Below are 22,022 nucleotides of genomic sequence, written 5' to 3'. Positions count from 1 at the left end.
TTCTATGGGCGGTCGGCCGCTCGTCGTTTTTGCTAGTTCAGGCGCTGCTGGTTGGCCGTATCGCGATACCAGTCGAACGGCTGCTCGTGGGTCGCGACCATCACGCTCTTGGTGTTGAAGTGGTCGTTGAAGCTTTCGGTGCCGCATTCGCGGCCGATGCCGGAATCATCGACGCCACCCCAGGGCGAGGCCGGGTCGAGACGGTGGTGATCATTGATCCAGACGATGCCGGCCTTGACGGAGGCGGCGACACGATGCGCGCGCGCGACGTCGCGGGTGCGGATGGCCGCGGCGAGGCCGAACGGCGAATCGTTGGCAAGCCGCAGCGCATCGGCCTCGTCCTTGAACGGCGTCACCGAGGTGAAGGGACCGAACACTTCCTCCTGGAAGATGCGCATGTCGGATGTGACGTCGGCGAACACGGTCGGCTCGACGAAATAGCCGTTGTCGTGACCCGGCACCTTCGCGGCAACACCGCCGGTGACGAGACGCGCGCCATCCTCGTGGCCGTAGCCTACGTAGGTGAGAACGCGGTCGCGCTGCCGCGCGGAGATCACGGGGCCCATTTGGGTGTTCGCGTCGAAGGGATCGCCGACGCGGATCGTGCGGGTCTTGGCCTGCAGCTTCTCGACGAATTCGTCGTAGATCGTGGCCTGGACGATGTGGCGCGAGGCGCAGACGCAGGTCTGGCCGGCGCCGATGAAGGCGCCGAACGCGGCGTAGTTCACGGCGCGGTCGACGTCGAAATCGTCGAACACCATCACCGGCGTCTTGCCGCCGAGCTCCATGGTTTGATGCGCAAAGACTTTTGCGGCCGCGCTGCCGGCGATGCGGCCCGCTTCGGTGCCGCCGGTCAGGACCAGCTTGTTGATGTCGCCGTGCTCGGACAGCATCTTGCCCGCGCTCTGGCCGAGGCCGAGCACGATGTTGAAGACGCCGGGCGGAAGGCCGGCTTCGGTGAAGATCTGCGCGAGCTTCAACGTCGTCAGCGGCGTGTATTCGGAGGGCTTGACCACGGTGACGCATCCGGTCGCCAGCACCACGGCCAGCGACTTGCACAGGATCATCAGTGGATGATTGAACGGCGTGCAATTGGCGACGATGCCGATCGGCGTGCGAAGCGTATAGTTCAGATAGGCGCCTTCGACGGGGATGACGGAGTCGCGGCGCGCCAGCGCAACACCGGCAAAGTAGCGGAAGAAATCGGGCAGGCGGGAGAGCTGGGCGCGGGTCTCGTTGACCGGCCGGCCGTTGTTGAGGGTTTCCAGCCGGTACAGGCTGTCGAGATTGGCCTCGAAAGCATCGGCGAGCTTGTTGACCAGTCTGGCCCGCGCGCGCGTGTCCATGCCGCCCCAGGCTTTGCCTTCGAACGCCGCGCGCGCGCTCTTCATCGCGCGGTCGATGTCCTCGGCGGTCGAATTGGGGATGCGGGCGATGACGTCGCCGGTCGCGGGATTGCGAACGTCGAGCATCACGCCGTTGCCGGCTTCGACTTCACGTCCGTCGATGAAATTGCCGTGGGTTTCGACGTCGATCGACGCGGGTTTCGATGGAATGTTCATGATGATCTCTCCTCGACGATGACGGCGTTGCGCTTGAGCGCCGGCAGAACGCGTTTTTCGGTGGCCCCGATATGGGCCTTGATGATGCGCGCCGCGGTTCGCGTTTCGCGGCTCTGCATGGCGTCGATCAGGGCGACGTGCTCAGCGACGAGCTTTGCCGGATCGTGACCCTTCAGATTGGACACGCTGACGCGGACCAGCCGGTCGGCCTGGCCGATCAGGTCGCACAGCGCCGTCGCCATGCGGCGATTGCCGGACGCATGAGCCAGCGCGGAGTGGAAGCCGCGATTGTAGGCGATGAAGTCTTCGTGGTCGCCGGAGAAGCGGCGAAATTCGTCGAGCGATTTCAGGACGCTGTCGGGAGCGCTCTCGATCGCCTCGGCGACGCAGGCCGGCTCCAGCGCAAGACGGAAGCGGAGGAGGTCGCGGGCGTCCGACAGCGAGATCGGCGTGACCCGGTAGCCCTGGCGCGGCTGCACCGTCACCAAATGCTCGCGCTGCAGCCTCAAAAGCGCATCCCGAACCGGTTGGCGGCTCACCGAATAGCGTTCGGCCAGATCCTGTTCCCGCATTTCATCGCCCGGAGTGAACCGGCACGCTAAAATATCAGATCGGAGAAGATCGTAGATGTTTTCGCGCAAAAGCATGATTCTAGGGACCTCGTTGGCTTCAATTTGGCAATCCTGATATTTCACGTCAAGAGCCAAATGCTTGAATTCCCTGACAGTTGATTTATCAATCGGGGGCCTCCACGGCACGCAAACGGGCGTGATCCCGCCGACGAAGTTAAGGAAAGACCGGACATGCACAGGCTTCTTGCCAACGGGACCGTCAACGCCGCGCAATCGGGCGATGGGCCGCCGCTGTTTCTCTTCCACTCGCTGTTGTCGGACCGTGCGAGCTTCGATGCGATCGTGCCCGAGCTTGAGGGATCGTTTCGCACCATCGTGCCGGAGTTGCCGGGGTTCGGCCGTTCACGCGCGGTCGAGGGCGGGCTCGTCGCTGTCGCGGACAGGATGGCGGAGGCCGTGAAGGAGGCTGCGGGCGGTGCGCCGGCGATCGTGCTCGGCAATGGCTATGGCGGCTTCGTCGCCTTGCAGATGGCGATCCGGCACCCGGAGATCGCCAGCAAGCTCGTCCTCGCCGATTGCGGCGCGGCGTTCTCGGAGCCCGGCCGCGAGGCGTTTCGCAACATGGCGAGGGTCTCGCGGGAGAAGGGACTCGAGGCGATCACCGACGTTGCGATGCGACGTCTGTTTGCGCCCGAGTTTCAGGCGCAGCATCCCGAACTGATGCGGGATCGTCGTGAAGCTTTTCTGCACACGGATCCCGATGTGTTTCGCAGCGCATGCGACGCGTTGGCAAGCCTCGATCTCCGCGCCGAACTTGCCGCGGTGAAAGTTCCTGCCCTCGTTCTGGTCGGTGAGCACGACGAAGCGACGCCTCCGCCAATGTCGTACGAGCTGGCCGCCGGTTTGCCGCGCGCCGAACTCAAGGTCATTCCAGGCTGCGCGCACGTGCCGCAGCTTCAGTCGCCCCGGCAGTTTCTGGTAGCTCTCAACGGCTTCCTGCTCTGATCTGCGCCTGGTCGATGCCGATCCTGCGCTCGAAACGGCGATGCCTTCCGAACGGTTAATGGCTTCTGTGCGGCGGGAATTCACAAGCGGGGATGATGCAGTCCTGCGCCTGTTCTGCCCGACGTGTCAAACGTCCTCGGGGGCCGCGCTAGCGCCATGCCGGAGCGAAATTCTTCAATGATTTGTACTGCGCATGGGGTTGTTTTCGCATTTTTTGTTGGAGCATCCCCAGGCCGCGAGGACCAGAGCATGGGCCGCCCACATTGAAGCGGGCCTCCTAAGAGTTTTTATACACAGTTCTGGCACGCTCCGCGCGTCAATATCCGCAACCTGCATCGTCGCCTCTCATTGCACGCACGAAAAGACAGGACCCGCGGGCATCGAGGGGGCGTGAGCCATGACTGCAGTTGCTTCGGACGCTGGTCGCGCGAAGGGCGGGATCGTGCCGATCCTGCTATGCGTGGTGCCGTTCAGCCAGATTCCGCTCGATGCCTATACGCCGGGCCTGCCGCAGATGGTGGTGGACCTCGCAACCGATTCTGCGTCGATGCAGAACACCGTCACCGCCTACATGCTCGGCATGAGTCTGGCGCTGGTGCCGGTTGGAATCGCCTCCGATACGCTCGGCCGCCGTAACGTCCTGCTCGCGGGGCTATCGGTTCTCATCGCGATGAGCATCGCCTGTGCGCTCGCCACCAGCGCATCGCTGCTGCTCGCGCTGCGCTTCCTGCAGGGCGTCGGCGGCTGCACCTGCCTCGTCGTCGCCTATGCGGTTGCGGCCGACTGCTTTCGCGGCCGCGAGCTCACGGCGATCTCGGGATTGCTTGGTGCTGCCTGGGGGCTTGCACCCGTGCTCGCACCGGCGGCCGGCGGGTTCATCGTCGAGCTGACGTCCTGGCGCGGGGTCTTCGTCATCATCGCCATCGCTGCGGCCATCGTCGCCGCGATCGTCGTGCTGCTTCTGCCCGAGACGCTGCCGGCCGAGCGACGCGCGCCGTTCGATCCGCGCCGCACGGCGAGCATTCTCCGCGAAGCGCTCGTCCGTCCGGGTTTCCTGGCCTTCGTGCTGGTGTTCGCCGCCGCGGCGAGCGCGCAACTGGCGTTCGGCGTCGTCGCGCCGTTCTTCTACCAGACCGGCCTCGGTTATTCCGCGGCCATCTACGGCCTCGTCGCGCTCGGCCTTGGCGGCGTCAATCTCGCTGGCGAGCTCGGCTGTGCGCATTTCGCGCGCTTCATGCCGGCCCGCGTGATGGGCTTTGGCGCGTTCGCGCTGTTTCTCGCCGGCGCCGTCGTCTTGACTGCGACCGGCTTGGCCGTCGGTCTCGATTTCATGTCGATCACGATCGGCGGTGCGCTGGTGCTCGGCGGTTGCGGCGTGCTGTGCCCGATGATGTACGGCATGGCGCTCGGCCTGTTCGAGCGCGACCACGGCCTGATCGGCGGCCTCATCAGCGCGCTCTGCTATCTCGCGGTGAGCGGCGCCATGGCGATCGCGGCGGTGTTGCCCGAAGCGACGCAGGCGCCGATCGGCTGGCTCTATCTCGGCCTCTGCGCCGTCGCAGGGACGCTGCTTGCGATCTCGCTGCCTTCGGCGCGCCACGCCACACAGACTTAAGGAAGGAACCCATTCATGACCACCGTCGGTATTCGCGGCACGTTCTTCGACTTCGTCGACGATCCCTGGAAACACATCGGCAACGAGCAGGCTGCCGCGCGCTTTCACCAGGACGGCCTCATGGTCGTCACGGACGGCGTCATCAAGGCGTTCGGTCCCCATGACAAGATTGCCGCCGCGCATCCGGGCGTCGAGATCACCCATATCAAGGACCGCATCATCGTCCCGGGCTTCATCGACGGCCACATCCATCTGCCGCAGATCCGCGTGCTCGGTGCCTATGGCGAGCAGCTGCTGCCGTGGCTCCAGAAGTCGATCTACCCCGAGGAGATCAAGTACAAGGATCGCAACTACGCGCGCGAGGGCGTGAAGCGTTTTCTCGACGCACTGCTCGCCGCCGGTACCACCACCTGCCAGGCCTTCACCAGCTCCTCGCCGGTCGCGACAGAAGAGCTGTTCGAGGAAGCGGCCCGCCGCAACATGCGCGTGATCGCGGGCCTCACCGGGATCGACCGCAACGCGCCGGCCGAGTTCATCGACACGCCCGAAAACTTCTATCGCGACAGCAAGCGTCTGATCGCGCAGTACCACAACAAGGGCCGCAACCTCTACGCGATCACGCCGCGCTTCGCCTTCGGCGCTTCGCCGGAGCTGCTCAAGGCATGTCAGCGCCTCAAGCACGAGCATCCGGACTGCTGGGTCAACACCCACATCTCCGAGAACCCGGCCGAGTGCAGTGGCGTGCTGGTCGAGCATCCGGACTGCCAGGACTATCTCGGCGTCTACGAGAAGTTCGACCTGGTCGGGCCAAAGTTCTCCGGCGGCCACGGTGTCTATCTCTCGAACAACGAGTTCCGCCGCATGTCCAAGAAGGGCGCCGCGGTGGTGTTCTGCCCGTGCTCGAACCTGTTCCTCGGCAGCGGTCTGTTCCGCCTCGGCCGTGCCACCGATCCCGAGCATCGGGTGAAGATGTCGTTCGGCACCGACGTCGGCGGTGGCAACCGCTTCTCGATGATCTCCGTGCTCGACGACGCCTACAAGGTCGGCATGTGCAACAACACGATGCTCGACGGCAGCATCGATCCGGCGCGCAAGGATCTCGCGGAAGCCGAGCGCAACAAGCTCTCGCCCTATCGCGGTTTCTGGTCGGTCACGCTCGGCGGTGCCGAAGGCCTCTATATCGACGACAAGCTCGGCAATTTCGAACCCGGCAAGGAAGCCGATTTCGTCGCGCTCGATCCGAATGGCGGCCAGCTGGCGCAACCCTGGCACCAGTCGCTGATCGCCGACGGTGCTGGTCCGCGCACGGTCGACGACGCCGCGAACATGCTGTTCGCCGTCATGATGGTCGGCGACGACCGGTGCGTCGACGAGACCTGGGTGATGGGCAAGCGTCTCTACAAGCAGAGCTGAAGCGAACGGTCGCGATGAGCGCATCTCCGGATCCAGCGGCCCAGGCGGTCGCCCTCGTCATCCAGCGCCGCATTGCCGACGACGGCTTTGCCGCGTTCGCGCGGTGGAACGGCGAGGTCGGCGAGGCGCTGAAGGCGTGGCCCGGCTTCCTCAGTCAGGAGGTCGTGCCGCCGCAGCCGCCGGCGCATGTGGACTGGGTGACCATCCTGCGTTTCGCGAACCCGGCCGCTGCCCGCGCCTGGCTTCAGAGCGATGTACGGGCGCGGCTGATCGCGGACGTGCAGCGCTTCTTCGTCGGGTCGGAGGACGTCCATATCCTTCCCGTCACCGGCGTTCAGCGCGACAGCGCGGTCTCCGCCGTGATCTCCTTCAAGGTCCCGGATGGACTCGAGGATGCGTTCCTCAAATGGCAACAGCGCATCCAGGCCGCGGAGGCCGAGTTCAGGGGGTTCCTGCGCCACAAGATCGAGCGGCCTATCCCGGGCCTGCACGACGAGTGGATCGTCATCCTGTCGTTCGACAGCGATGCCAACCTCAACGCGTGGCTGGACTCGCCCTTGCGGCAGACGCTGCTTGAGGAAGGCGCGCGCTTCAACGCCGGCATGAACGTGAAGCGGGCAAGCTACGGCTTCAATTTCTGGTTCCCGGCCGGCAAGACGCAGGCGCCGGAGCAAGGGCCCAGCCTGATCTGGAAGAGCAACCTCATCGTCCTGCTGGTGCTCTATCCCGTGGTCTATCTCTGGGGCTATTTCATCAGCGCGCCGCTGATCGACAGCCACGGCGTGCCGGTCTGGCTGTCGCTGTTCGTCGGCAATCTCGTGAGTACCCAGCTGCTCGGCTGGTTTCTCGTGCCGGCCGCCTTCAGGGCGCTCGACTGGTGGATCAAGCCGAAGGCAGCGCTCGGCCGCCAGATTGCGGGATATGCACTGCTTGCCGCGCTCTATGCTGGCTCGATGGGCTTGTACGCGCTGCTGCTCGCATGGCATTGGGGACGGTGAGGCCATCCACCGTGCGGACCGTTGCGGTGCTGTCGGGGAGAGGTCGGTCTCTGGACGCTGACGACCATGTTCGCCCTGACATTTCTCGGCACCTCGGCAAGCGTTCCCTCAGTGGAGCGCAACCATCCGGCCCTCCTGGTGGAGGCCGCTGGCAAGCGCATCCTGGTTGATTGCGGCGAGGGTACGCAGCGCCAGTTGCTGCGCAGCGGCGCCGGCTTTCGCCGGCTCGACCGCATCCTGCTGACGCACGGGCATCTCGATCACGTACTCGGCATCCCCGGTCTCTTCTCGACGCTGGGGCTGCGGCAGACCTCCGACGTGATGACCATTCATGCGGGCCCGGGCACGCTCGACATCGTCGTTCGCATGCTCGCGGGCTTGTGGGGCGCGGGCAGGGCGCCGATCCCCGTGGCGTTCGCGCCGCTGAGCGAGGGGCAGGTCATCGATGCCGGCGACTTCACCATCGACTGCTTTCCGGTTCGCCACCGCGACACCGACAGCTTTGGCTTCTCTTTCCAAAGCCCCGCGCACCGCCACCTTCTGCCCGAGCGGCTTGCGTCGCTCAGTGTTCCGGACGGGCCGATGCGCGGAGAACTGGCCGCCGGACGACCGGTCGTGATCGCCGGTCGAACCATCGATCCGGAGGACGTCCTGGGCCCGCCGGGCGGCGGTAGGAAGCTCGTCGTGGTCGGCGACACTGAAACCACGGACGGTCTATCTCGACATGTCGCCGACGCCGACTTGCTGGTGATCGAGGCGACGTTCCTCGATCGTGACGCCGCGACTGCGCGGGACTACGGCCATCTCACGGCGACCGAAGCCGCTTCGTTTGCCGCCGCCAACAACGTCAAGCAGCTCGTGCTGGTCCACATGTCGGGACGGTACGAGGATGAAGAGATATTGGCCGAAGCGACAAGGGTGTTTCCGAATACGCGGATCGCCGCCGACTTCGATCGCATCGTGATCTAATCGCCGTCACCGCGCTCAGCTCGTCAATCCCGACTTGATCGCGAGATCCTGGACTTGGGCCGTCGCCTGCATCAGCCGCGGCAGTGCCTGGTCGCGGAAGGCCGCCATGTCCATGCGCATCGCATCGACCGTGACGCTCAGGCCGCCGATCACAAAACCCTGAGCGTCGAAGATCGGCGTTGCCAGCGTGCGCAGGCCATAGGCATTCTCGCCGTCGGAGACGGCATGGCCTTTTTTCTTCACCTGATCGAGCCGGGCGAGCAGTGCATCGAGATCGGTCAGCGTTCGCTCCGACAGTTTGACGCGAGGACGCAACTCGAGCCGCTCGATCTGCTGGTCGCGTGGCAGATGCGCCAGCATGACATGGCCGAGCGCGGCGCTGTAGGCGGGAATGCGCGTGCCCGGCCGGCGGTCCATCTTGTGACGGTCGAGGCCGGCACCGACGCGCGCGAGATAGACCACGTCGCCGCCATCGAGAATTCCGAGCGAGGCCGCATCGCCGACAGCAGGGACGAGGTCGCGCAGCAGCGGCTCGACGATCGGCCGCAACGAGCCGCGCGACAGCACGGTGTAGCCGAGGTCGAGACAGGCGACGCCGAGACGGAACCGGCGGCTTTGCGGAACGGCCTGGAGATAGCCGAGTTCGGTCAGGGTCTGGATCAGGCGGAACGCCGTCCCGCGATCGAGATCAGCCCGTGCGGCAATCTCACTCAGGGTCAGCTCGAAGGTTTCGCTGGTGAAACTCTTGAGCACGGCAAAGGCCTTGCCGACGGAGGCGACATAATTCTTGGGATTTTTGGCGCTAGTTTCCGATACGCGCTTCGCGGCCTTCCCTGCGACCTTGGCCATGCTCGAATGCCCCACCATGACAGCCATGCCCTTGACGTCGGGCCGAGCTGATTTTACGACTGCACCAGCAAATAACAAATGTTCGCATTCCGAACAACATCGTTCTGACGATCGGAGGAAGTTTTGTCGACATCATCGCTGCACCCTCATGGCGTGTTCTCCGCCGCGTTGACGCCGCTCGACGCCGAGCTTGCTCCCGATCATGCGCGCTTCGTGGACCATTGTCGCTATCTGCTCGACGAAGGCTGCGACGGCATCGCGATGCTGGGCACGACGGGTGAGGCGAACTCCTTTTCGGTGGCCGAACGCACGGCGCTGCTCGAGGCGGTGGTGGCTGCCGGCATCGCGCCGCGGCGGCTTTTGCCTGGCACCGGCGTTGCCGCGCTCAGCGACACCATCGCGCTGACGCGCCACGCACTCTCGGTCGGCGTCGACACCGTGGTGATGCTGCCGCCGTTCTACTACAAGAACGTCACTGATGACGGAATCTTCGCCTCCTACAGCGAGGTGGTGCAGCGCATCGGTGATGCGCGTCTGAAAGTCGTCCTCTATCACTACCCGCAGATGTCGGCGCAGCCGATCTCGCATGCGCTGATCGAGCGGCTGCGCAAGGCCTATCCGGCCACGTTCACGGGCATCAAGGATTCGTCCGGCGACTTCGCCAACATGACGGCGATGGTCGAACGGTTTCCGGGCTTCGCGGTCCTCGGCGGCGCCGATCCATTGATGCTGCCGCTGCTGCGCAAGGGGGGCGCGGGCTGCATCACCGCGACCTCCAATGTCGTCGCGCGCAGTCTTGCCTATGTCTTCAAGCACTTTGGCGACAGCGACGACGATCCGGCGCTCAAGGCGACGCAGGCGCGCATCGTGAAGGCGCGCGAGCTGGTCTCGCAATTTCCGCAGATGGCCTCGCTGAAGGCGCTTGCGGCTGATCGCACCAAGCATGCCGGTTGGCAGCGGCTGCGGCCGCCGCTGGAGTCCTTGCCGCCGGACCAGTTGAGAGAGTTGCTTGCGAATGCTGCGGCATTCGCAGCCTCCGCCTAAGCTCGGTACGGACGACGAGGCGACCTGATGTCCAACTCATTCCAGGATGCATTGGCCGGGCTCGCCGCGATCGTCGGCGACAAGCACGTCATCGCGTCCGGAGCCGACCAGGAGCCTTATGTGGTGGACTGGCGCGGGCGCTATCGCGGCCGCGCGGTCGCGGTGGTGAAGCCCGGTTCGACCGCCGAGGTCGCCTCCGTCGTCAAATACTGCGCCGACAGGCGCCTTGCGATCGTGCCGCAAGGCGGCAACACCGGCATGTGCGGAGCCGCGACGCCGGACGATCACGCGGGCAATGTCGTGATCCGGCTCGACCGCATGCGAGCCGTGCGCGACGTCAGTCCGCTCGCCAATACGATCACGGTCGAGGCCGGCTGCATTCTCGCCGAGGTCCAGAACGCGGCGCGTAGCGTCGATCGCTACTTTCCCTTGAGCCTGGGTGCCGAGGGTTCTTGCCAGATCGGCGGCAACATCTCGACCAATGCCGGCGGCACGGCCGTTCTGCGCTACGGCCCGACGCGCGATCTCGTGCTCGGGCTCGAAGCCGTGCTGCCCGACGGGCGTATCTTCAACGGCCTGCGCGCGCTGCGCAAGGACAACACGGGTTACGCGCTCAAGCAGCTCTTCATCGGGGCGGAAGGCACGCTCGGCATCGTCACCGCGGCGGTGCTGAAACTGTTCTCGCCGCCGCGCAGCTCGGCGCTGGCGCTGGTGAAATTGCAGGGTGTCGCGCAGGCACTCGAGATCATGGCGCGCCTGCGCGGTATGGTCGGCGACCGGCTCGGCAGCCTCGAAATCATGTCGCGCTCGCAGATCGAGGTGATCAGGGAGACCGTGCCGCACGTCACGATCCCGTTCGAGCTGACGACGCCGTGGTATCTGATCGTCGAGCTAACCGACGCGCTCGCGGGCGTCGATCTCGACGAGCCGCTCGCCACGGCGCTGGCGGATGCGATGGAGGCCGGCATCGCCGAAGACGTCACCCTGGCCTCCAACCTCGCGCAGGCGAAGGCAATCTGGGCCGTCAGGCACAGCGTGTCCGAAGGCAACAAGCGCAGCGGCTATGTCGTCTCGCACGACAGCGTTGTGCCGCTGGAGCGCCAGGCGGACTTCGTCACCAATGTCGAGGCGCGAATTGTGGCCGCGGTACCGCATGCCCGCGTGGTGATGCATGGCCATATCGGCGACGGCAACATCCACGTGATCGCCCTGATCGACCGTGCGCATTGTCAGGAGCCGGTGACGACGGCCGCCCTGGTGGCGCAAATCAATGAGATCGTCGACGATGAAACCGCAGCGCAGGGCGGGGCGATCAGTGCCGAGCACGGCATCGGGATCACCAATCGCGTCCGGCTGGCCCGTGTCGCCGATCCGCTCGATATCGAGCTGATGCGCGGCATCAAGCGCTTGCTCGATCCGAACGGCCTGATGAACCCCGGCAAGATCTTTGGCGCGGGAGCAGCATGACGATGACGGTCGTGCGCCTGCTTGCCGACGATCTCACCGGCGCGCTCGACACCGCGGCGGAGTTCGTCGGCCTGTGCGGACCGTTCGACGTCACCTGGGTGGATTCGCCCGCGGCTCCGGGCGCGCAAAGCCTCGCGATCGACAGCGGCACCCGCGAGCGGTCGAAAGCCGACAGCGTCGAGATCGTCGGACGGCTGGCGCCGCAGCTTCAGGGTGGGACGATCGCCTACAAGAAGGTCGACAGCCTGCTCCGCGGTGCCTGGGCGGCCGAGCTCGGCGCCTGCCTGCGCGGCGGCCCTTGGGCTTCATGCGTGGTCGCACCGGCCTTCGACTATCAGGGACGCCGTACCGTCGAGGGCCAGCAATTCGCGCGCACTGTACAGGGTGACTGGCATCGCGTCGGCGACAACCTGCTGGATCAATTGAAACTGGAAGGTATCGAGGCGCGGCAGGGCGGCCCTGACACGCTCGCGCAAGGTGGCGTTCAGGTGTTCGATGCCGAGAGCGACATCGACCTCGATCGCGTCGTCGAAATGGCGCGGCAGATGCCGGGGCCCGTGCTCTGGTGCGGAAGCGGCGGGCTGGCCGGCGCGCTCGCCCGCGGCCATCGCGCCGATGCCCCGAGCCGGCTGAAGCGGCCGGTGCTGGGGCTGTTCGGTTCCGACCAGGCCGCTACTGCCTCCCAGCTCGCAGCATGTGGCGAAGCCACCATCGCGTTGGCCGAAGGTGAGGGGGGCGCAGGCGTTCAACGCAAGCTGGCTGACGATGGCGTGGCGCTGGTGAAATTCGCGCTCGCGGATGGCCTTTCGCGCGCCGAGGCCGCCCAGCGGATCGCGCGCGAGCTGACGACGCTGATTTCGGCGCTCAATCCGCCCGGAACCCTGATCGTTGCTGGCGGCGAGACCTTGAAGGCCGTATGCGTTGCGCTCGGCGCGCATGCGCTCCAGGTGACGGGGCGTATCGTGCCGGGATTGCCGCGCTCGGTGCTGCAAGGCGGCCGTTGGGCCGGCGTCGACGTCATCTCGAAATCCGGCGCGTTCGGCACCAGCGAGCTGTGGCGCGATCTGCTCCGGGACAATCATTTGCTGAATATGGGGAGCCCGACATGACCTCTCGTCATCTTGCCATTACCATGGGCGATCCGGCCGGGATCGGCCCGGAGATCATCGTCAAGGCCTGCGTCGGGCTGAAGGACCGGATCGCGACAGGCGATCTGCGCATCCTGATCATCGGCAGCGGCGCCGCGCTCGATGGTGCCAGGGCCGCGCTCGGCGCTGCCGTTGCGATTCCGGAGGTGAGTGCTGACGATGCTGACTGGCCGAACCTCTGTTTCCTCCAGGCCGATGTCGAGGGCACCCCGATCAAGCCCGGCGTCTTGAGCGCCGATGGCGGCCGCTTTGCCTACAAGGCGATCGAGCAGGGCGTGCGCCTGACCCAGGCCGGGCGGACCTCCGCGATTGTTACCGCGCCGCTCAACAAGGAAGCACTCAACAAGGCCGGCTATCACTTCCCTGGCCATACCGAGATGCTGGCGCACCTCACCGGCGTCCGCGGATCGGTGATGCTGCTCGCCCACGGCAACATGCGCGTCAGCCATGTCTCGACCCACGTGGCGCTGGAAGACGTGCCGAAGCGTCTGACGCCGGAGCGTCTGCGCATGGTGATCGATCTCACCAACGAGGCTTTGCTGCGGCTCGGTATCGACAAGCCGAAGATTGCGATCGCCGCGCTCAATCCGCATGCGGGCGAGGGCGGTCTGTTCGGCCGGCAGGATATCGACGTTTCGGCACCGACGATTGCCAAGGCCGTCGCCGATGGCCTCGACGTCGTCGGCCCGGTGCCCGGCGACACCATCTTCGTCAAGCTGCGCGCCGGCCAGTACGATGCTGCAGTCGCGATGTATCACGACCAGGGGCACATCCCGGTCAAACTGCTGGGCTTCCAGGTCGATCCCGCGACCGGGCGCTGGCAGGAGCTCTCCGGCGTCAACATCACGCTGGGCCTGCCGATCATCCGCACCTCCGTCGATCACGGCACCGCCTTCGACATTGCCGGCAAGGGCATTGCCAACGAGCACAGCCTGATCGAGGCCATCGACTATGCCGAGCGGCTCTCCGCTGGCGTCTCCGCCTCCAAGTCATGAGATCTGGCGCACGATGACCAACGCCTTCACGCCCATCGAAATCCAACGTCCCACCATCCTGGAATTCGGCAACGGCACCATCACGGCTGCTGCGCGTTTCGCCGAGCGGATCGGCGCCAGGCGGCCGCTGGTGATTTCCGATCCGTTCAATGCGCGCCGCGTCGATGCGCTGGCGCTGCCGGGGGCAGTGAAAGTGTTCGGCGACGTGAAGCCCGAGCCGGACCTGCCCAATCTCGAGAAGGCCGTCGCGATGGCGCGTGACGTCAAGCCTGATCTCGTGGTCGGCTTCGGCGGCGGCAGCGCGATGGATCTCGCCAAGCTGGTCGCGGTGCTCTGCACCAGTGACGTGGCCTTTGCCGATATCGTTGGGCCAGAAAAAGTCGCCGGCCGCAGCGTCGCGCTGATGCAGATCCCGACCACGTCGGGCACCGGCAGCGAGGTGGGTACCCGCGCGCTCGTCACCGATCCCGTCAGCCAGAACAAGCAGGCGGTGCAGAGCCGCTTCATGCTCGCCGATATCGCCATCGTCGATCCTGATCTCACAATGACCGTTCCGAAGGAGGTCACTGCAGCCACCGGCGTCGATGCGCTGGCGCATTGCGTCGAGGCCTACACCAGCCGCAAGGCGCATCCGATGATCGACCTTTATGCGCTCGAGGGCGCGCGGCTGGTCGGGCAATATCTCAAGCGGGCGGTCGCTGACGGCGGAGATCGCGAGGCACGCGCGGGTCTCTCCCTGGCCTCGCTCTATGGCGGCTATTGCCTTGGACCGGTGAACACCACCGCCGGGCATGCCGTCGCTTATCCGCTCGGCACGCGCCATCATGTCGCGCATGGGCTCGCCTGTGCCGTGATCTTCCCGCATACGCTGGCCTTCAACATGCCGGCAGTCGAGGCGAAGACGGTCGCGGTGCTGGCGGCGCTCGGCCTGCCGGCGCAGAACGATGCGAAGCTCGCATTCGACGCCACTTACGATTTCTGCAAGAACCTCGGCATCGAGATGCGTCTGTCCGCGCTCGGCGTGCCCAAGGGCGATCTCGGCGTCATGGCCGACGAGGCGCACGCCATTCGCCGCCTGCTCGACAATAATCCGCGCGACCTCGGCCGGGATGCGATCCTGAACATGTACGAGGTCGCGTTCTAGTCACCTCCGCCGCGCGCGGCACCCAATCAACAAAACAGTAGCAGTAGAGGAAACTTCGATGAGATCGATGTGGCTTGGTCTTGTGTCAGCCGTGCTGCTGGCGACGTCGCCGGCAAAGGCGCAGGACGGCTACCCGTCCAAGCAGGTGACGGTGATTGTGCCCTTCGCCGCCGGCGGTACCGCCGACATCTTCGCGCGCATGGTGTCGAACCATCTGCAAGTGAAGCTGGGCAAGCCGTTCGTGGTCGAGAATGTCGGCGGTGCCGGCTCGATCCTCGGCGTGACGCGGCTGGCGAAATCGGCGCCTGACGGCATCACGCTCGGCCTTGCCAGCACCTCCGCGCTCGCGATCAACCCCACGCTCTACGGTCCGAAGCTCAGCTACCAGCCGGACAGGGACCTGGTGCCGGTCGCCCAGATCAGCGTCGTGCCGAATGTGCTCGTGGTGAATCCGAACAAGATCAAGGCGCGCACCGTGCCGGAGCTGATCGCCTATCTGAAGGCGAACCCGGACAAGGTCTCGTTCGGCTCGGCCGGCGTCGGCACCTCGCAGCATCTTGCCGCTGAACTGTTTCAACAGATGACCGGCACCAAGATGGTACATGTGCCCTACAAGGGCTCCAGCCAGATGCTGACGGATCTGTTGAGCGGCCAGATCGATCTTGCCTTCGACAACGTGCCGCTGCTGCTGCCACAGGTGAAGACCGGCCAGCTCGCGATGCTCGCCACTGCAACGCCCAAGCGCGCCGCCTTCGATCCGGAAGTCCCGGCCGTCGCCGAATTCCTGCCGGGCTTCGAAGCGGTGGCCTGGCACGGCTTCTTCGTTCCCGCGGCCACGCCGAAGCCCATCGTCGAAAAGCTGTCGGGCGAGATCCGCGCCTTCATGCGGCAGCCGGAGACGGTGCAGAAGATGGCCGAGCTCGGCGCGGCCGCGGTTGCGGTGGATTCGGAGCCGTTCAAGATCTACATCGCTTCCGAGACTGAGCGGTGGAAGAAGGTGATCGAAGCGGCGAACATCAAGCTGGAGTAGGGGGCGGTCGCTTATCTGGAAATGACGGACGGGTCGCTGTCGGCTCGGCTTCCTCGCGAGCCCCGCTGAGCGCGGGCCTTGCCCCTCATTCGAAGAATTCTCCAACCCAGTTGTGCCTGACAGCCTCGACGTGCCAGCCCATTGCGCGTTGCGCGTTCGGTAGGGGATCCGGCACGTCGCTGCGGACGTGGCTGTCGAGGCCCCGCGCACGGTGCGCGTGGCGTCCTTCGCTCCGCAGGCGAAACCTGCCTTGTGACTCGAAAATCCGGCTGTAGCCGTCGGTCGGAAAGAAAGTTCCTGCGATCGGAAAGTGGGTCGGCTGCTGCCGAAGCATCAGGAACGTGATGTCCTCCGCGGTTTCCGAGAGACGTGTCATGACTGTCCTGCTGAGAAACACCTTCAAGGCCTGGATCGACCGGGCGCCGGGCGCGCCGCCCAAGCTGGTCATGGTCGGCGACGTGAGGGTACCGACCGATGGCTGGCAGGCCCGGCTGACCAGGCGCTCGCCGCAAGGTATCAATCCGAAGATCCTGATCCTCGACGTGAACACGCAGCAGCCGGGCGGCGAAGCGCAGGAAGCGATCACCACGATCCCGCTCCGTTACGAGGAGAGCCCGCCGCAGGACGAATACGGCCAGGTGATGATCGCGAACGGCAAGGCTGAGATCGTGGTCCGCGTCTGCGGCTCGAACTAGCCTTTCGATTGTTTGCCCGCGGAACCTTGTGATCTTCTGTGCCGCGTTGCATAACGAGGGTTGCATTCGGGGCTGTTCGCTCTCTCGTTGCTGCCGCTTTGTTCAGTCGATTTTGGGGGATTTCCTGTGCGCCTCGGAAGCCGCATGCCGGACGTGATGCCTATCGTGGCCGCTTCTGTCGCTCTCTTCATCCTGCTCTGGCTCGCATCCATCGCGCTCTATGCGATGCCTGAATCCGACGATTATTGCGTGACGAACCGCGTCAACAGCATGGGTCTCGTCGGAATGGTCAAATCCTATTATTTGCACCAGATGGGCCGACTGACCTCGCTTGTGGCGATCGCCGCCCCCGCCGTTGTCAGCAAGGTGACAGGCGTCGATTATTTGGTCGTCTATCCGGTCATACTCATTTGCGGCATGGCCATCTTCTTGGCAGTCAGCGTTTATTGGGCTGGTCGAATGTGGACCGGCCTGTCGTGGCCAGAGAGATTTTTGGCGGGTGCAATGCTCTGCGCGGCGAGCTTCGTTCTGGCGATCAGTCTGCGGGAGATGCTTTACTGGATCTCGGGCAGTGCGTCCTACATGGTTCCCGCCCTCTTCGTGATCATCATCCTCGTTGAGCTGGTGCGGTCCGCAGCGAACGAAACCGTGCTCTCGACCGGCCAAATCGTCGTTCTCTCCGCAATCGGCTTCCTGGGTGCTCTGGCCAACGAGTTCACGCCATTTTGGATCGTGGCCCTCGTCGCCGGTTCTGCCGTTTATCGAGCGTTCTACCATCCTCGCCCGCAACTGGCGGGCCATGCAGTGATGCTGACGGCGACCTTCATCGGACTTGCGATCCTGCTTTTGTCACCGGGGAATGCGGTCCGGATGGCGGCATATCCGGAGGGGGGAAGATCGCCGCTTCTTTCTCGATGGGGTTGTACTATCTGTGGCTCGAGCTGGTTCGGCATTACACCGAATCTGCGACGTGGGCCTGGCTCGGTTTCGTGGCGTTGTTTTCGGTCTTCGTGGTGCCTTCGCAACCGAGGCCGACGGCGCGGCTGCTGGTCTTGATCGTCGGGTTCGTGGCGGCAGTGCTCGCTGGTCTCTACACCGCTTATGTCATTGCCTATTTTGCGACGGCGGAGGATCTCGCGACGCGAGGGCGGAATGAGGTGGTGGTTTTTCTTCTTGCCGGAGGGGGCTGCGTCGTCGCCCTGGCTGCCCGCTTCCTTCCCTCCCTGGGCCATCATGCCCATATTCGCATGACGGCCCTGGTGGCCTGCGGGCTCCTTTCTTTTTTGCTCCTCGATAGCGTCGCGCTGGGATACGTCCGCGCCGAGGAGTCGCAATTCGCGACCTTCTGGAGCGAGAGTTGTCCAGAGGCATCAATTTCTTCGGACGACCAAGGACCTGGATGTTGTCGTCCCCAAGAGATCGGTCAAGCCGTCCATGCTGATGGACGGTGAGCTAACCAAAAATCCGGGCCAGCTGCCGAATGATTGCGTCGGTGAATTCTATGGCAAGCGATCCGTGGTCTTGGGCGATTAAGTCAGCGGATCAGGCTGTAAACCCGCTCGCGCTTCGTGCGGGCGATCGCCGGCTGCGGCGTGCCGGCGTCGAGCGCGCGCATCATGCCTGGGTAAAGCCGACAGACCATCCCCATTGATCGACGTGAAGCGGCACGCCGGCGCGCCCGTTGATCGTGGCATGTGGACGTCGTCGAGGCAGGCGTGCCAGGTCTCCTGGTGCTGATTGCCGGAGCCGGCCGCGGGTGAGGGCGGACATGCCGCTACGGCGCGAACGCAGCGAGAACAAGCTGCGATGCTTACAGAGGGGCTAGACCGCGAACGCCGGCGCGGCTATATGAGCGCCAGCGCGCCGCTGATTTGCAAAACTTTTGCTGCGGCTTGCAAAGCTTCCGAAGAAAGTCTTGTGATATCAAGCACTTCGGTGGGGAATGGTGTAACGGTAGCACAACAGACTCTGACTCTGTTTGTCTTGGTTCGAATCCAGGTTCCCCAGCCAGAACACCACTTCTCCAATAAAATCAGATAGTTATGCGAGATTGAGCACTTCGAAATCGGTGCCACTCGTAACCGCTTTTCGAGACCGGACCACGTAGCCGCGACTCATTTTTGCCGCAATTGCCCTGCATCATATTATGACGTTTCGGGATCAGATTCCGAAACAAAGTTGCACATCACAGAGGATTCCTCGCTCCGCTTTAACCAGCGGGCCAACCTCTGTGCTGTGTCGTTTTGTCAATCGCGTCCCGCCTCAAGTCCTTTCTCGGTATCGAGACCAAAGCCGCGCCCAGCCTCGCTGACGGCAGCGGCTATTATTTCGATCTATTCGGCGCGACCCCGACGCTGGCCGGCGTAACTGTTACGCCCCACAGTGCCATGACGTGCGCGCCCGTCGCGTGCGCAGTCCGCTCGATCTCTGAGGCGGCCGGTTCGCTCCCCCTTCACGTCTACAAGAAGCTCCCGGACGGCGGCAAAGAGAAGGCCACTTACCATCCGCTCTATAAGCTCCTGCACGACGCGCCCAACAGCTTTGCGCCCGCCGTGCTGTTTCGCACCCAGCTTGTGGCCGACGCGCTGTTGCAGCCGCACGGCGGTTTTGCGCTCATCAATCGCGTTGACGGTGGCAAGCCTGCCGAACTGATCCGGCTCGATCCGCAAACCCAATCTGTGGCCGTCGATACCAGCGACGTTGAACCGACCTACAAGCTGAACGGTCGGCAGATCGACGGCGCGGACCTGATCCATATCCCGACGCCGGCTTATGACGCGCGCAAGGGCCTTGTCGGCGAAGGCCGCAACGCCATTGCGCTGGCGCTCGTGCTTGAGCGTCACGCCTCGCGCCTGTTCGGCAACGCCGCGCGTCCGTCCGGTGTGCTGAGCCTCAAGGGCAACGCAACGCCGGAAACAGTCGCGACCGCGAAGGCCTCCTGGCAGGCCTCGCAGGGCGGCGACAAGTCGGGCGGCACCGCCGTCCTTCCTCTCGACGCCGCTTGGCAGCCGCTCACGTTCAACAGTGTCGATTCACAGTTTCTCGAAATGCGGACCTATGCCGTCGCGGAGATCGCGCGGCTATTCCGCGTGCCGCTCCACATGCTGATGCAGGTCGATCGCGCTCAACCTCGCTCGATTGAATCGATCGGCCAAGAATTCCTATCCCAGGCTTTGCTGCCCAGGCTGAAGTCATTCGAGCAAGAGCTTGAGTTGAAGCTTCTGACGCCGGAAGAGCGCGACCAGTATGCCATCGAATTCAATATCGATGGCTTCGCTCGCGCCGACTTACTTGCCCGCGCCCAGGCCCTTAGCGTCACCGTCTCGGCGCGCATCCTCAATCCGAATGAAGCTCGCCAGATCGGCTTTGGTTTGCCGGCCTATGAGGGCGGCGACGTATTCGAGAACTTCAACACCTCATCTGCACATGCCGGCGGTGCGCTCAATACCGGCGGCGCCAATGACAGCGAGAAGGAAGCCGCCTGATGATGCGAACCGTTCGCCTGCACGGCCGGCTTGGCAAAGAATTCGGCGCCTCGCATCGTTTTGATGTTTCGACGGCTGGCGAAGCGCTGCGCGCGCTTAACTGCGCTTTTCCTGGTCGCTTCGTGAAGGCGATCCAGGAGGGCTATTACAAGATCGTGCGGGGCGACAAGCGCTCCGGGATGCAGCTCGACCTGGATCTCGTCAACCAGTTCAACCTGGGAATCGCCGATCTGCATATCTTTCCGATCGTCAAGGGCGCCAAATCAAGCACTGCTAAGGGCACCGCTAAGGTCGTGCTCGGTGCCGCTCTAGTCGGAAGCGCCATCTTCATGTCCGGCGGTGTGCTCGCTACGCCGCTTGCGGCGTCCGGCATTCTCTCCGGCACTACCTATGGCACCGTTGCCGCGATCGGTCTTGGCCTCGCGCTCTCCGGCGCGTCAACGCTGCTCACCAAGCCGGCGGGCCAAGATACGCAAGCTTCCAATGCCCTCAGTGCCAATGGCGGCAACATCGGCAATTCGGGCCGGCAAGGCAACGCAATCCCCCTGATCTATGGCGAGGTCCTAGTCGGCTCGACGCCGATCGAGGCCTGGTCTGACGTGGAGGATATCAACGTCTACGCCGACAACGCCGGCTCAATCGAGACGGCGTTCGGACAATGACCATGACCGCTTACACCACCTTCTTCGGCGACGGCGAACATGCGTTCAGGCTCACGCCGGCGCTGATCGGCGAGCTCGAAACCAAGTGCGGCTCCGGCATCGGCATGATCGCCAACCGGCTGTTCTCGCGCAACTTCGCCCAGGCAGACGTCACCGAAACAATCCGTCTCGCCCTCATCGGCGGCGGCACGACGCCCAAGCGCGCGCGCGAATTGATCGTGGCCTACGTCGATGGCCGCGCTCTGATCGAAACCTACGAACTGGCCGTCAAGATCCTTGAGCGGACGCTGTTCGGGAATCCATCGAAAGGAACAGACGAGTGAGCTTCGCTACCGGCACGCCCATTGCCGACAACAACCCGTTGCCCATCACCGGCAACAGTGCAGTCGTATCTGGATCGCTTCAGCGTCCTGCCGACACGCTGGCTTACGCTGTTGGCGATATCGTAGCACAATCGGCCACCGCCTCATCATGCTCCGGCGTTCCCGTCGCAGCGTCGCGAGACAATGACACTACCGGCGTGCTTCGCCGATGCCGCGTCAAGGTCAACGACCTCGCATGGTTCAACGCGAACCTTTACGTGCACGTCTTCAAAGACGCCCCAACATTTGCATCCGGCGACAACGCCGCGTTCGCCGCCGCGCTGTCAGAAAGCAACTATCTCGGTGCGTTCAACATCACGCTTGACCAGAAATTCTCTGGTTCGACCGTGAAGGGTATCGGCGCTCCGCTCGCAGGATCAGAGATCATCTTTGATCCGTCCGCCGGCACGAAGAACGTCTTCTTTGTTCTCGAAACCCGCACCGCCGTGGCGCCGGGCTCTGCCAAGACGTTCACCGCCGCGTTTGAAGTGTTCCGGGACTAAGCAATGGATCGCCTGGAAGTCAAAGCAACGCTCAGCGTGAGTGATGAAGGTGAGATCACTGGCATCGCATGGCCGTTCAACGCCGGCCCCGATAGTTACGGCGACTTGATCACCAAGGGCGCGTTCGGATCGATCCTTCCCGACCTGCCGATTCTGTATCAGCACCGTCCCGACGATTTGGTCGGCACCTGGAACGAAGTGAAGGAAACCGAAGACGGATTGACGGTCAAAGGTCAGCTTCACCTAGACCAGCCGCGCGCGCGATCAATTCGCGCGATGCTAAAGACCGGCCTCGTCACCGGCCTTTCCATCGGCTTCCGGACCAAGGCGTCCCGTAAGCAGGCCCATGGCCGGATTATCGACGCCCTCGACCTCGCTGAGATCAGCTTGGTTCGCGATCCCGCTCATTCCCGTGCCCGGATCACCGGCACGAAATCCGACGACGCGGCGCGTGCCGTGGCCGACCTCATCAAGCGTTTCACGGCAACGCTGAACTAGGAGCTA

The 22,022-nt window shown here is 64.2% G+C and carries 23 protein-coding genes and 1 tRNA gene; 20 read left to right on the top strand and 4 right to left on the bottom strand.

Features of this window, described 5'->3' with window-relative positions:
- Positions 1-32: 32 nt before the first annotated feature.
- Both AB7531_RS27000 and AB7531_RS26995 read right to left on the bottom strand, forming a co-directional pair.
- Positions 33-1,562: an aldehyde dehydrogenase gene (locus AB7531_RS27000; RefSeq protein ID WP_441280183.1), complete on the bottom strand. Its 1,530-nt coding sequence runs from the start codon at positions 1,560-1,562 to the stop codon at positions 33-35.
- The gene (locus tag AB7531_RS26995; protein WP_063983895.1) at positions 1,559-2,209 is read right to left on the bottom strand and encodes a GntR family transcriptional regulator; all 651 of its coding nucleotides are present in this window, start codon (positions 2,207-2,209) and stop codon (positions 1,559-1,561) included. The genes AB7531_RS27000 and AB7531_RS26995 overlap by 4 nt, the downstream gene beginning before the upstream one ends.
- 156 nt (positions 2,210-2,365) lie before the next feature.
- Here AB7531_RS26995 and AB7531_RS26990 point away from each other — a divergent pair, with 156 nt between their 5' ends.
- The 5 genes from AB7531_RS26990 (at position 2,366) to rnz (ending at position 8,134) form a co-directional block, all read left to right on the top strand.
- Positions 2,366-3,139: an alpha/beta fold hydrolase gene (locus tag AB7531_RS26990; protein WP_441280182.1), complete on the top strand. Its 774-nt coding sequence runs from the start codon at positions 2,366-2,368 to the stop codon at positions 3,137-3,139.
- A 397-nt stretch (positions 3,140-3,536) separates the two neighbouring features.
- Positions 3,537-4,754: a multidrug effflux MFS transporter gene (locus tag AB7531_RS26985; protein WP_063983893.1), complete on the top strand. Its 1,218-nt coding sequence runs from the start codon at positions 3,537-3,539 to the stop codon at positions 4,752-4,754.
- Positions 4,755-4,769: 15 nt separating this feature from the next.
- Positions 4,770-6,167: a guanine deaminase gene (gene guaD / locus AB7531_RS26980; RefSeq protein ID WP_063983892.1), complete on the top strand. Its 1,398-nt coding sequence runs from the start codon at positions 4,770-4,772 to the stop codon at positions 6,165-6,167.
- A 14-nt stretch (positions 6,168-6,181) separates the two neighbouring features.
- The gene (locus tag AB7531_RS26975) at positions 6,182-7,165 is read left to right on the top strand and encodes an antibiotic biosynthesis monooxygenase (protein ID WP_063983891.1); all 984 of its coding nucleotides are present in this window, start codon (positions 6,182-6,184) and stop codon (positions 7,163-7,165) included.
- Between the two features lie 66 nt (positions 7,166-7,231).
- Positions 7,232-8,134, top strand: a complete 903-nt coding sequence (gene rnz / locus AB7531_RS26970) for a ribonuclease Z (RefSeq protein WP_063983890.1) — start codon at positions 7,232-7,234, stop codon at positions 8,132-8,134.
- Between the two features lie 15 nt (positions 8,135-8,149).
- On the opposite strand, the gene AB7531_RS26965 is transcribed toward rnz, so the two are convergent.
- On the bottom strand, positions 8,150-8,983 hold the full coding sequence (locus AB7531_RS26965) for an IclR family transcriptional regulator (protein WP_063986442.1): 834 nt from the start codon (positions 8,981-8,983) through the stop codon (positions 8,150-8,152).
- Between the two features lie 123 nt (positions 8,984-9,106).
- Here AB7531_RS26965 and AB7531_RS26960 point away from each other — a divergent pair, with 123 nt between their 5' ends.
- Genes AB7531_RS26960 through AB7531_RS26935 form a run of 6 tightly spaced genes read left to right on the top strand, consistent with a single transcriptional unit; the run spans position 9,107 to position 15,811 of the window.
- Positions 9,107-10,027 (top strand): dihydrodipicolinate synthase family protein, encoded by a 921-nt coding sequence (locus tag AB7531_RS26960; protein ID WP_441280181.1) that lies wholly within the window; start codon positions 9,107-9,109, stop codon positions 10,025-10,027.
- A 27-nt stretch (positions 10,028-10,054) separates the two neighbouring features.
- Positions 10,055-11,494 carry an FAD-binding oxidoreductase gene (locus tag AB7531_RS26955; protein WP_063983888.1) on the top strand — a complete coding sequence of 480 codons (1,440 nt, stop codon included), beginning with the start codon at positions 10,055-10,057 and terminating at the stop codon, positions 11,492-11,494.
- Between the two features lie 2 nt (positions 11,495-11,496).
- Positions 11,497-12,603, top strand: coding sequence for a four-carbon acid sugar kinase family protein (locus AB7531_RS26950; protein WP_063986441.1), 1,107 nt, complete (start codon positions 11,497-11,499; stop codon positions 12,601-12,603).
- Entirely contained in the window at positions 12,600-13,637 is a 1,038-nt protein-coding gene (pdxA, locus tag AB7531_RS26945; protein WP_231144609.1) for a 4-hydroxythreonine-4-phosphate dehydrogenase PdxA, read from the top strand. The genes AB7531_RS26950 and pdxA overlap by 4 nt, the downstream gene beginning before the upstream one ends.
- A 13-nt stretch (positions 13,638-13,650) precedes the next feature.
- Positions 13,651-14,781, top strand: coding sequence for an iron-containing alcohol dehydrogenase (locus AB7531_RS26940; RefSeq protein WP_231144611.1), 1,131 nt, complete (start codon positions 13,651-13,653; stop codon positions 14,779-14,781).
- A 58-nt stretch (positions 14,782-14,839) separates the two neighbouring features.
- A complete protein-coding gene (locus tag AB7531_RS26935) occupies positions 14,840-15,811 on the top strand; it encodes a Bug family tripartite tricarboxylate transporter substrate binding protein (protein WP_063983885.1) in 972 nt (323 codons plus the stop codon).
- A gap of 85 nt (positions 15,812-15,896) precedes the next feature.
- On the opposite strand, the gene AB7531_RS26930 is transcribed toward AB7531_RS26935, so the two are convergent.
- A complete protein-coding gene (locus AB7531_RS26930; protein ID WP_063983884.1) occupies positions 15,897-16,187 on the bottom strand; it encodes a hypothetical protein in 291 nt (96 codons plus the stop codon).
- Between AB7531_RS26930 and AB7531_RS26925 the strand changes: the two genes are divergently transcribed.
- The 9 genes from AB7531_RS26925 (at position 16,186) to AB7531_RS26885 (ending at position 22,016) form a co-directional block, all read left to right on the top strand.
- Positions 16,186-16,506, top strand: coding sequence for a hypothetical protein (locus AB7531_RS26925; protein ID WP_063983883.1), 321 nt, complete (start codon positions 16,186-16,188; stop codon positions 16,504-16,506). The genes AB7531_RS26930 and AB7531_RS26925 overlap by 2 nt on opposite strands.
- 144 nt (positions 16,507-16,650) lie before the next feature.
- Positions 16,651-17,562: a DUF6056 family protein gene (locus tag AB7531_RS26920; RefSeq protein ID WP_231144613.1), complete on the top strand. Its 912-nt coding sequence runs from the start codon at positions 16,651-16,653 to the stop codon at positions 17,560-17,562.
- Complete coding sequence (locus AB7531_RS26915) at positions 17,559-17,957, top strand: hypothetical protein (RefSeq protein ID WP_063983881.1); 399 nt, start codon at positions 17,559-17,561, stop codon at positions 17,955-17,957. Before AB7531_RS26920 ends, AB7531_RS26915 begins: the two co-directional genes overlap by 4 nt.
- A 485-nt stretch (positions 17,958-18,442) precedes the next feature.
- Positions 18,443-18,516 (top strand) — tRNA-Gln (locus AB7531_RS26910).
- Between the two features lie 233 nt (positions 18,517-18,749).
- Positions 18,750-19,991: a phage portal protein gene (locus AB7531_RS26905; RefSeq protein ID WP_441280180.1), complete on the top strand. Its 1,242-nt coding sequence runs from the start codon at positions 18,750-18,752 to the stop codon at positions 19,989-19,991.
- A complete protein-coding gene (locus tag AB7531_RS26900) occupies positions 19,991-20,653 on the top strand; it encodes a hypothetical protein (RefSeq protein ID WP_441280179.1) in 663 nt (220 codons plus the stop codon). The genes AB7531_RS26905 and AB7531_RS26900 overlap by 1 nt, the downstream gene beginning before the upstream one ends.
- A 2-nt stretch (positions 20,654-20,655) precedes the next feature.
- Entirely contained in the window at positions 20,656-20,976 is a 321-nt protein-coding gene (locus AB7531_RS26895; protein WP_441280178.1) for a gene transfer agent family protein, read from the top strand.
- Positions 20,973-21,518 carry a hypothetical protein gene (locus AB7531_RS26890; RefSeq protein WP_441280177.1) on the top strand — a complete coding sequence of 182 codons (546 nt, stop codon included), beginning with the start codon at positions 20,973-20,975 and terminating at the stop codon, positions 21,516-21,518. Before AB7531_RS26895 ends, AB7531_RS26890 begins: the two co-directional genes overlap by 4 nt.
- A gap of 3 nt (positions 21,519-21,521) precedes the next feature.
- On the top strand, positions 21,522-22,016 hold the full coding sequence (locus tag AB7531_RS26885; protein WP_208086221.1) for an HK97 family phage prohead protease: 495 nt from the start codon (positions 21,522-21,524) through the stop codon (positions 22,014-22,016).
- Positions 22,017-22,022: the final 6 nt, after the last annotated feature.

It is taken from the genome of Bradyrhizobium sp. 63_E2_N1_3 (assembly GCF_052076005.1).
GTDB classification, from domain to species: domain Bacteria; phylum Pseudomonadota; class Alphaproteobacteria; order Rhizobiales; family Xanthobacteraceae; genus Bradyrhizobium; species Bradyrhizobium barranii.
The sequence above is the reverse complement of the archived record's forward strand: the minus strand, read 5'-3'. Positions and strand labels throughout refer to the sequence as shown.